Source organism: Polaromonas sp. P1_F2 (assembly GCF_056405735.1).
The window spans coordinates 1-10076 of record NZ_JBFUBN010000025.1; the positions used below are offsets into that span (position 1 = coordinate 1).

A 10076-nucleotide genomic window follows, 5' to 3' on the forward strand; every position below is an offset into this window, starting at 1 on the left:
CCGTACCCGTGCCCGTACCCGTGCCTGTCGCACCCAAGGTGCCGTCATAGGTCTTGGTTACGCCGGTAGCCGTGACCGTCAGGTTGGCCTTGTTGATGGTGCTGGTGGTGTTGTCGACATAGGCAATGTTGTAGTTGCCGGTCACATCGGCGCTGCCGCTGTCCTTGATGGTCAGGCCGCTGGCTTGCACCGTTTTGTTGCCTATGCCGAAGTTCTTGTCGGTAAACACCTGCGTGGCGGCGGTGTTGACCGACTCGCCCGCGCCGGCGCCGGCCAGCGCGCCGACGGAGCCCGTGCCCGTGGCGCTCAGCGTACCGTCATAGGTCTTGGTCACGCCGGTCGCCGTCACCGTCAGGTTGGCCCTGTTGATGGTGCTGCTGGTGTTGTCGGCGTATGTGACGTTGTAGTTGGCGTTGTTCACGCCGTCGCCTACCGTCACGCCGCCGGTCGTCACCGTCTTGTTGCCTGTGCCGGCATTCTTGTCGGTGAAGGCGAATGTGCCGCCCGTGGTGCCGTCACCCGCGAATACCGTGCCCGCCGTCACCACCACCGTGCCGGCCGCCGAGAGGCCGCCGTCGTAGGTTTTGGTGACGTCGGAGGTCGACAGGCTCAGGTTGGCCTTGTTGATGGTGCTGGTCGTGTTGTCCGCATAGGCAATGTTGTAGTTGCCCGTCACGTCGGCGTTGCCGCTGTCCTTGATGGTGACGCCGCTGGCGCGCACCGTCTTGTTGCCGGTGCCGGCATTCTTGTCGAGGAAGGCCTGGCTGCCGCTGGCATTGACCAGCTCGCCGGCACCCGCGCCGGCCAGCGCGCCCACCGTACCCGTGCCTGTCGCACCCAAGGTGCCGTCATAGGTCTTGGTTACGCCGGTAGCCGTGACCGTCAGGTTGGCCTTGTTGATGGTGCTGGTGGTGTTGTCGACATAGGCAATGTTGTAGTTGCCGGTCACATCGGCGCTGCCGCTGTCCTTGATGGTCAGGCCGCTGGCTTGCACCGTTTTGTTGCCTATGCCGAAGTTCTTGTCGGTAAAGACCTGCGTGGCGGCGGTGTTGACCGACTCGCCCGCGCCGGCGCCGGCCAGCGCGCCGACGGAGCCCGTGCCCGTGGCGCTCAGCGTACCGTCATAGGTCTTGGTCACGCCGGTCGCCGTCACCGTCAGGTTGGCCCTGTTGATGGTGCTGCTGGTGTTGTCGGCGTATGTGACGTTGTAGTTGGCGTTGTTCACGCCATCACCCACCGTCACGCCCGTGGCTGTCACCGTCTTGTTGCCCGTACCGGCGTTCTTGTCGGTGAACGCAAACGTGCCGCCGCTCAGGCTGTCGCCGCTGAACACCGTGCCGCTGGCCACCGCCGCGGTACCCGGTGCACCAAGTGTGCCGTCATAAGTCTTGGTGACGTTACTGGTGGTGAGCGTCAGGTTGGCCTGGTTGACGGTGCTGGTGGTGTTGTCGGCGTAGCTGATGTTGTAGTTGGCGTCGTTCACGCCATCACCCACCGTAACGCCCGCCGTCGTCACCGTCTTGTTGCCGCTGCCGGCGTTCTTGTTGGCGAAGGCGAAGGAGCCGCCCGTGGCGTTATCACCCGTGAATATCGTTCCCGCTGTGACCACCACCGCGCCGGCCGCACCGGTGGTGCCGTCATAGGTCTTGGTGACGTCGGAAGTCGACAAGGTCAGATTGGCCTTGTTGATGGTGCTGGCCGTGTTGTCGACGTAGGCGATGTTGTAGTTGCCGGTGACGTCGGCACTACCGCTGTCCTTGATCGTTACGCCGCCGGCGCGCACCGTCTTGTTGCCGATGCCGAAGTTCTTGTCGAGGAAAGCCTGGTTGCCGGCGACATCGACTACCTCGCCCGCTGCCGCGCCAGCCAGCGCGGCAACGGTACCCGTACCGCTGGCGCCCAAGGTTCCGTCGTAGGTCTTGGTCACCGCATTGGCCGTCACCGTCAGGTCGGCCTTGTTGATGGTGCTGGTGGTGTTGTCGACATAGGCAATGTTGTAGTTGCCTGTGACGTCGGCGTTGCCGCTGTCCTTGATGGTCAGGCCGCTGGCTTGCACCGTCTTGTTGCTGCCCGCGTTCTTGTCGGTAAAGACCTGCGTGGCGGCGGCGTTGACCACCTCGCCTGCGCCGGCGCCTGCCAATGCGCCGACCGAGCCCGTGCCCGTGGCGCCCAGCGCGCCGTCGTAAGTCTTGGTGACGTTCGTGGCCGTGACCGTCAGGTTGGCCTTGTTGATGGTGCTTGTGGCGTCGTCCACATAAGCAATGTTGTAGTTGCCGGTTACGTCGGCATTGCCGCTGTCCTTGATGGTCACGCCACTGGCCCGCACCGCCTTGTTGCCGCCGCCCGCGTTCTTGTCGAGGAAGGCCTGGCTGCCGGCGGTGTTGACGACTTCGCCGGCCGCCGCGCCGGCCAGCGCGGCAACACTGCCCGTACCCGTGGCGTTGGTCGTGCCATCGTAAGTCTTGGTCACACCCGTCGCCGTCACCGTCAGGTTGGCCTTGTTGATGGTGCTGGTGGTGTTGTCGGCATAGCTGACGTTGTAATTGTTGCCGCTGTTGCCGTCGTTGACCGTCACGCCGCTGGTGGTCACCGTCTTGTTGCCGGTGCCCGCGTTCTTGTCGGTGAAGGTAAAGCTGCCGCCGCTGGCGGTATCGGTGCCCAGCAGCGCCGTGCTGGACGTGACGACGGCGTTGCCGACGGCGGAAAGGTTTCCGTCATAGGTTTTGCTGACGTTGGTGGTGGTGAAGGCCAGGTCGGCTTTGGCGATGTCCAGCCCGCCGCCGATGATGTCGTAACCCTGCTGGTTGGAGTAATAGCCCGTGAGGTAGCTGCCCGCGTTGCGCGCGCTGGCGTTGCTGCCCGACACACCCACGACGGCGGTGGTGGCGCCCGCCTGCGTACTGCCGTCATAGGTCACGCTGGTGTCGGCCAGGGTCAACCCGGTCAGGAAGCCGCGCAGCAGCGGGCCGGTGTTGCCTTCGTAAATGCGCCAGGTGGTGCCGTCTCCGCCTACATTGCTGGCGTTCCAGCCGGCGTCGGTGAAAGTCTGGGCCTTCATCATGTCAGCGGTGAGGATGCCTGTGCCCCCGCCTCCACTGCCGGCCTGGCCGCTAGTCTGGGTGTCCCAGAAACTGGCGGTCACCGTGCCGCCGCCGTCCGAGCCCACCAGGCCGCCAGCATCCGACAAGCCCAGCACCAGGCCGTTGGCATAGCTGTTGGTGATGGCGCCGCCATTAAGGCCCACCAGGCCGCCCGTCGTGCTGTCGCCGGCACTACCCACAGCACCGCTGGCATAGCTGTTGGAGATGGTGCTGCCCATGACGTTGATGCCCACCAGCCCGCCGGCATTGCTGCCGGCCACGGTGCCGGTGGCGTAGCTGCCGCTCACGGTTCCGTTGTTGGTTCCCACCAATCCCCCCACATAGTTCGGGGCAGTCACATTGCCGCTCGCGTAGCTGTTGCTGATGGTTCCGGCATTGGTGCCGACCAGCCCGCCCGCTCTCAAGTTGCCGTTCACGGTCGCCGAGCTATAGCTGTTGATGATCGTCCCAATGGAGCGGCCGACCAACGCGCCTACGGTGTCGTTGCCGGTAACACTGCCGCCCGTCAGCCCCAGGTTGGAAACCGTTCCGCTGTTCAGCACACTGATCAAACCTACATCGGTGCCGCCGGACCTGTTGATGACGAGTTGATCAATCACATGGCCGCCGCCGTCCAGGGTGCCAAAAAATTGTACGCCGCTGGCTATCGGGTTGAAGCCCGCGCCCACATTCCAGTTCACGGTGCCGCTGGCATCGATGTTGTTGGCCAGTTTGAAGTTCTTGTTTAGCATGCCGGCGGAGCCCGCGCCCTGCAGGCCGTAGACATCGGCGATCTGGTAGGCCGTGCCGGTGCTCAGGCCGTCGCCGGCCAGCGCGCGTACAAAGGTGCCGCCGGTAATGCGGAAGTCACCAGCGGAGAACGTGGGCAAGGCGCCGACCTGGCTGAAAGTGCCGGCCTGGAGGTCGAACACACCGCTGACGTTGATGGCCGCCGGGGCGAGGATGCTGCCCTGGGCGCTGAGCGCCAGGCCAGCCGCACCGATGGCGCTGGTCAGGTTGATGTCGCCCGCCGTGGCCGTGAGGCTAATGTTGTCGTTGGTGGCAGCAAAGGCATTGCCCACCGTGATGCCCGAGGCTGAGCTGGACGTGAGACTGACTTTTTGCGTCGTTCCCGTGTCGGTGCTGATGCTGTAGTTGGCGGTGTCTATTGCATTGGCGGCGCTGATGCTGATGTCGCCCGAGGCGCCGGTGGTGGACAGCGTTTGCAGGCCGCTGACATCTGTGCCCAGCGCGATGCCTCCCTGCGACGACGCCGTCAGCGTTGTTGCCGTGACGTTGTTGTCGGTGCCGTTGGCGTCGGTGATGGCGCCGGCTGCGGCCGTCAGGCTTACATCGCCGCCTGAGACTGCCTTGAGGTTGAGGTCACCCGCGGTCGCCGCGAGATTGACTGTGCCGGTAGTACTGACGTTTTCGACGGTGCCGCCGTTGGCCAGCGTGATCGCGATCGGCCCGCTGGTGTCAATCGCGGTCAGGGAGGCCGTATCGACACCCAGGTTAATGCCGCCCGCGGCGGACAGGCTCACACTGCTTGCGGTGACGGGTCCGGTTCCGCTCAGGGTGCTGCCACTCCCAATCCACAGGGCGCCGCCGGAAGACGACGCGCCGTTGATGACGCCACCCGGCACCGTGGCGCCGCCAAAGGTGACGCTGCCGATATTCAAAGCCGTGTTGTTGTACAGGAGGACATTGCCACCCGCTGCGAGCGACAGGTTGTTGGCCTGGGTCACAAGTCGGCCGTTGCCGGATCCTTCACCGATGGCTCCACCGGTTCTGATGGCCAGGTTGTTGGCAACCAGCGAGTGGTATTCGTTGGTTTGCGTGATGTTGCCGCCGGCGTAGACATACAGGTCGCCGCTCGTTGTTTCGGCCCGGGCTTGGTTACCAACGCCGATGTTGCCGGCCGCTTCGAGCCGGATGTTGCCGCTCACTGTGGAAATCAGTCCGTTATTCGTCAGTGTAAGGTTGCCACCGGTGCTCAGGGAGACATTGGCAGAGCCCGTGCGGCCGAGGCCGGAAAGCGTCAAGTCGCCGTTGGGGACGGCGAGGTCAAAGTCGCCCGGCACAAAACCGTTCTGGAACTGCGTGCCCAAGACCAGCGGGCCGCCGGCATAAGTGACGCGCAAGGCGCCGGCCTTGGTGGCCCCGTTGCCCTGACCATTGCGCGCCGTGCTGTTGACTGCGGCAACGCCAAGACGGCCGCTCATGTCGGGCGCCGTGGCGCCTGTCATGTCCAGCGCGCCGCTGCCTGCACCAATGCCGCGGTTGGCGGTGACGGCCACCGAGAGACCGTTGAAGTAGTTGCCGGCGGCTTGCCAGACATAGCCGTCTGTGGCCGTCACATTCACCGCCTTGCTGGCGCCTGCCACAGCCTGGGCACCCGTACCACTGGCTGCACCACCCAAGGCGTTGATACCACCGGCAATGGCCACATTGCTGCCTGCACCGCCGACACCGGCAGAGCTGACTGTCACGCTGCCAGCCGCACCGCCGCTGGCACCGCTGCCGAAGCCGTTGCCGCCGCGACCATTGCCACCCGCAGCGTTGATACCGCCATTGATCAGGACACTCTTGCCCGACGTCGTTGCCGTCGATGTGATGGACACATTGCCGGCCGCTGCACCGTTGTTAGGCGCATTGCCACCGTTGGCATTGCCGCCTTGGGCCTGCACCGCACCGTCAACCTTGATAAAACCCGTCGAACTGACGGTGATGTTGCCCGCCGCCTGCAAAGTGCAGCTTCTGTTGCCATTGCAAAAAGCGTCTCCGGAATAGCTGCTCAAGGCACCCGTGCTGACATCTGAACTGCCCGTACTGGCGGTGACGGCAATGACACCGCCCCTGCCTGTTGTCAGGTTGTTGCGCCCTGTGTTGGCACTGGCACCTTCGCCGTGTGCATCAATAAACCCCGTCGTGACATTGCCTTTGCCATTGACCGTGACGTTGCCACCGTTGCCACCGCTGGCACCCAGCGCAAACTGGCCCTGGAAAGAACCAATACCGCCAGCGGCCGAGATATTGCCCGTGGTGACACCAGAGTTAGCACCCAGCCCCTCCACAGTGACTGCACCCGCATGACCACCGTCGCCGATATAGCCAGGCGCCGCGCCGCTGGAAGAAAGATGGCCCGTCTGTATGGCCGAACTGGCCCCATTGCTGCGGATGAGGATCGCGCCGCCGTTGCCACCCACCCCGTAAACGCCTGCTGAACTGGCCGCGCCGTTGCCGCCAGCAGCGTCGATATTGCCTACGGTGATTGTGTTGGTGTTGCCTGTGGCGGTCTGCAAGGTGACGCTGCCGCCACTGCCGCCGCTAAAGGCCGCATTTGAACTGATACTGGTGTTACCGCTGCCGTTGTTGGCCGCGCCGCCCCTGGCGGACAGGCTGCCCAAAATGTTGATGCTGGCAAAGGTGCTACCCAGAGTGCCGATACTGATGCTGCCAGCGCTTTGACCATTGGCATCCACCGCGCCGTTGGCGCCCGAGGTGGAGACAGCAGTGCCGGTCTCGTTGATGGTGAGGGCCCGGCCCGCGCCCAGCGTTGCATTGGCACCCACGGTCGTCACAAAGGCGCCTGCATTCTGGGTGTAGTTATCGTTGGCCTGCAGGTTGATGGTGTTGGCCGCGCCGCCGGTGGTGGTGACGGATTTGTTGAGCACCAGGTTGTCCGCGACGCCACCCGTATCGACGGTGGCCAGCGAGATCGCGCCGCCCGTGCTGCTCACGCCGACAATGGCGCCGCCCGGGACGGCCGAGCCGCCGAAGGTGGCCGTATCGACCGTCAGCGCGCCCGTGTTGCTCACGGAGATCGCGCCGGGCGCCACCGCCGAGAGCGTAGTCACCTGGGTGTTGAGCTTGTCGTCACCCGCCACTGCTGCAGCGCTGTTGCCGACATACCCGCTGGAGCGTATCGCCAGCTTGTTGGCGGTGATGGCGATGCCGGAGCCGCCCTGCTGGATATTGCGGCCCGACAGGTAGACGTCACCCGTGGTGGTGACGGCGCCCGTTCCATTGAAGGCGATATCGCGGCCCGTGAGCTGCACATTGCCGCCGTTGGCGCTGATGGTTGCGCCGTTGGCGATGCCGACGTCGCCCGCTACGGCATTGGCCGTGACATTGAGCGCGGCGCCGCTGCTGCTGATGGACTGGTTGATGGCGATGTTGTTGTCCGCGCTCAGGGTCAGTGTGCCAGCGCGCGGGCCGGTGTAGGCCACGGCGTCGACGACCGTGATGTTGCCCGTGCCCGCACCGTCGGGGTTGTTGGTGGTGATGATGACGTCGTTGTTGGCCAGCGCGGCCGTGAGGGATGCGGTGGTCAGCAGCGAATCGTCCACCGCGCCGCTGGCGGCAAAGGGCTGGCCCGCGCCGCCGTCGGCACTGCTGTCGCCCACGGCATAGCCCGCAGCGGCATCCGCGCTGGCGTTGTCGACGGCGATCCAGATATTGGTGGGGTCCAGCAGCAGCGTGCCCTTGTGGCCATTCGCCGCAGAGGTGTCCACCTCACCCTTGAAAGCCAGCAGGCCCTTGCCTGATACCTCGACAAAGCCGCCGTTGCCGCTGTTGGCGCCGCCCTTGGCCGAGATGCTGCCGTTGTAGCGCGTGGTGCCGTCCGACCAGACAATGACCTTGCCGCCGTCGCCGGTGCTGATGGCGTCCGCCGTCAACTTCACGTCCGCGCCCACAAAGGTGGCGGAGGCATTTTTGACCGCGGCATTGCCACCCTGGAAGTCGCCGCCTACCAGCGCGGTGCCGCCGCCGGCGTCGCCGGACACATCGACTTTGGCCGCATCAAACAAGCCCACCTTGTCGCCGGTGATTTGTACTTTTCCGCCCAGCTCACCCGTGCCCTTGCCGCTGGCGTCCAGCGTGCCGCTCACATGCACCACGCCGCTGTCCCCGCCTTCGAGGCGGATCACGCCGCCCTGGTTGTTCAGGGTCTTGGCCTCTATGACACCCGAGTTGTTGACCACCGTGCGCAGCAAGGCGTCTGTGGCGCTGGCCGTCAGAATGACCTGGCCGCCGTCAGCCTTGATCAGGTGGCGGTTGTCGGCCAGCGCATTGATGGCGGCCTGGTCGATGCTGTAGCCCAGCAGGTTGCCGTTGTCGATATTGAGCGTGACCTTGTTGCCCGCCGCCAGCAGAGCTGTGCCCAGCGTCGCGCCTATCACGCCTTCGTTGCGCACCTCAGGCGCCAGCAGCGCGATGTAGCCGCCGTTCGCCGCCGTCAGCGTGCCCTGGTTGACGACGGAGCCCGAAGCACCCGAGCCGGTGAACACATGGTTGCCGGCCATGAAGTCGGCATTGCTCATGTTCAGGGTCGAAGCCACCAGCCCACCGACATTGACCTGCGAGCCGGCGCCAAACAGCACGCCGTTCGGGTTCAGGATAAACACCTGGCCGTTGGCCGTGAGGCTGCCCAGCAGCTCGCTGGGGCTGCTGCCGGTGATGCGGTTCAGCGCTATCGCCGCCGCATTGGGCTGGTTGAACCGCAGCGCCTCGTTGGCTGCGGTGGACAAACTGGTCCAATCAATCGCCAGGCGCTGGCTGGCCTGGTTGATGGTCGTGGTGGTGCCCAGCGTGGAGACACTGCCGCTACCCGCCGACACGCTGGCATTGGCCGCATCAGCCGCGCGCGCCTCATGCGTGAGCACCGCCAGCGAAGCAAGCAGCACCAGCGCCGCGCGGCAGGCGGTATTGAGCCTGAAGCCTGTGCCTCCACTCTCTCCTCCTTCGTCCGCCTGAACGTCATCCCACTGCACGCTGCCGCGCGCCGAGCCGCCCTTGCCGCGCCCTTTGGCGTTTTCCGCCACGGCCACCCACAGGCTCAATGCGGCATTCCAGACGAGGCGGTAGATGCGGTTCATGCTGGCGTGGCTTTTCATGGCAATGGCTTTCCGAAAAAATGGGTCAAGGGCGCGTACTTCGCACAGGCCGCGCGAAGACATGCGACACGCGCGGTTGTGACAAAACGTGTAAATCGTAGGAGTCCGCCAGCCGCCTGTATGTCCCTAGTTCTGGGGACGCGGCAGCGCTGGGCATGGTGAAAATTCACATTGCGTGCCGCGCACTTACTGCATTGAAACGGCACATCACCCGGTAGAAAAAGCACGGGATTCGCTTGCATGCGGGGGATTTTCTGTAACCGGGTTCAGCCCGGCAACTACTGCGAATGCAGTAGTTGCCCAAGCACGCCGCCGGGGCTTGTCGCCAGTTTTAGGGACAAGCTGAGGAGCTGGGTCTTGCTCCAGCTGAGCGCGCTCTTCCTCCTCCTTCCTCTGCCTGGTTCTGCTGGCCGGGGGTTGCCCGGCGGCAAGTAACTTTCTTTTGCTTCGCCAAAAGAAAGTCACCAAAGAAAAGGCGACCCGCAGTCTGGGTCCCCTACGCTGCGCTACGGGGCAACCTGCGGTGCTCGAGCCAAGCGGGGTCTGGCTAAACTCGCTACGCTCAGACAACGCCAGCCCTGATCCGCTTGTCTCTGCGCTCCTCGGCCCAGCCAGGACGGGGCAGTCCGAATACAAGAAAACCAATACCAATACAAACAAGGACTCGCCACGGCGAGTCCTTGTGGTTTTCGGTATTTGGATTTGGTATTCCTTCCCCACCCCTTGTGGATGCGCCGAGGAGCGCAGGGCCAGACGGATCAGGGATCGCGTTGTCTGAGCCGAAGGCGAGTTTAGCGAGACCCCGGCTGGACCGAGCACCGCAGGTTGCCCGTAGCGAAGCGCAGGGACGCAGCAACCAGGGTCGCCTTTTCTTTGCTTGGCGGATTCAAACCCCAAGTGCAACAGTCGGAATAAGGCCAGCATCTTTCATGGCCTTGTTGTTAAAGAAGACCTCGGCGGGGCTTTTCCAGCCAAGAGTCTTGCGTGGCCTGATGTTGAGCTCCCAGGCCATGAGATCAAGCTCGTGCTGCGAGTACACGCTCAGGTCCGTGCCCTTGGGAAGATACTGGCGCAGTAGGCCATTGGTGTTCTCATT

The 10076-nt window shown here is 64.3% G+C and carries 2 protein-coding genes; both read right to left on the reverse strand.

Annotated elements, in window-relative coordinates:
* Nucleotides 1–8980 (reverse strand): YDG domain-containing protein (locus AC1D0O_RS24970; RefSeq protein WP_477656174.1); only part of this gene is annotated, 8980 nt, incomplete at its 3' end.
* 886 nt (nucleotides 8981–9866) lie between these two features.
* Nucleotides 9867–10076: transposase (locus AC1D0O_RS24975; RefSeq protein ID WP_477656175.1), on the reverse strand; the 210-nt coding region annotated here is incomplete at its 5' end.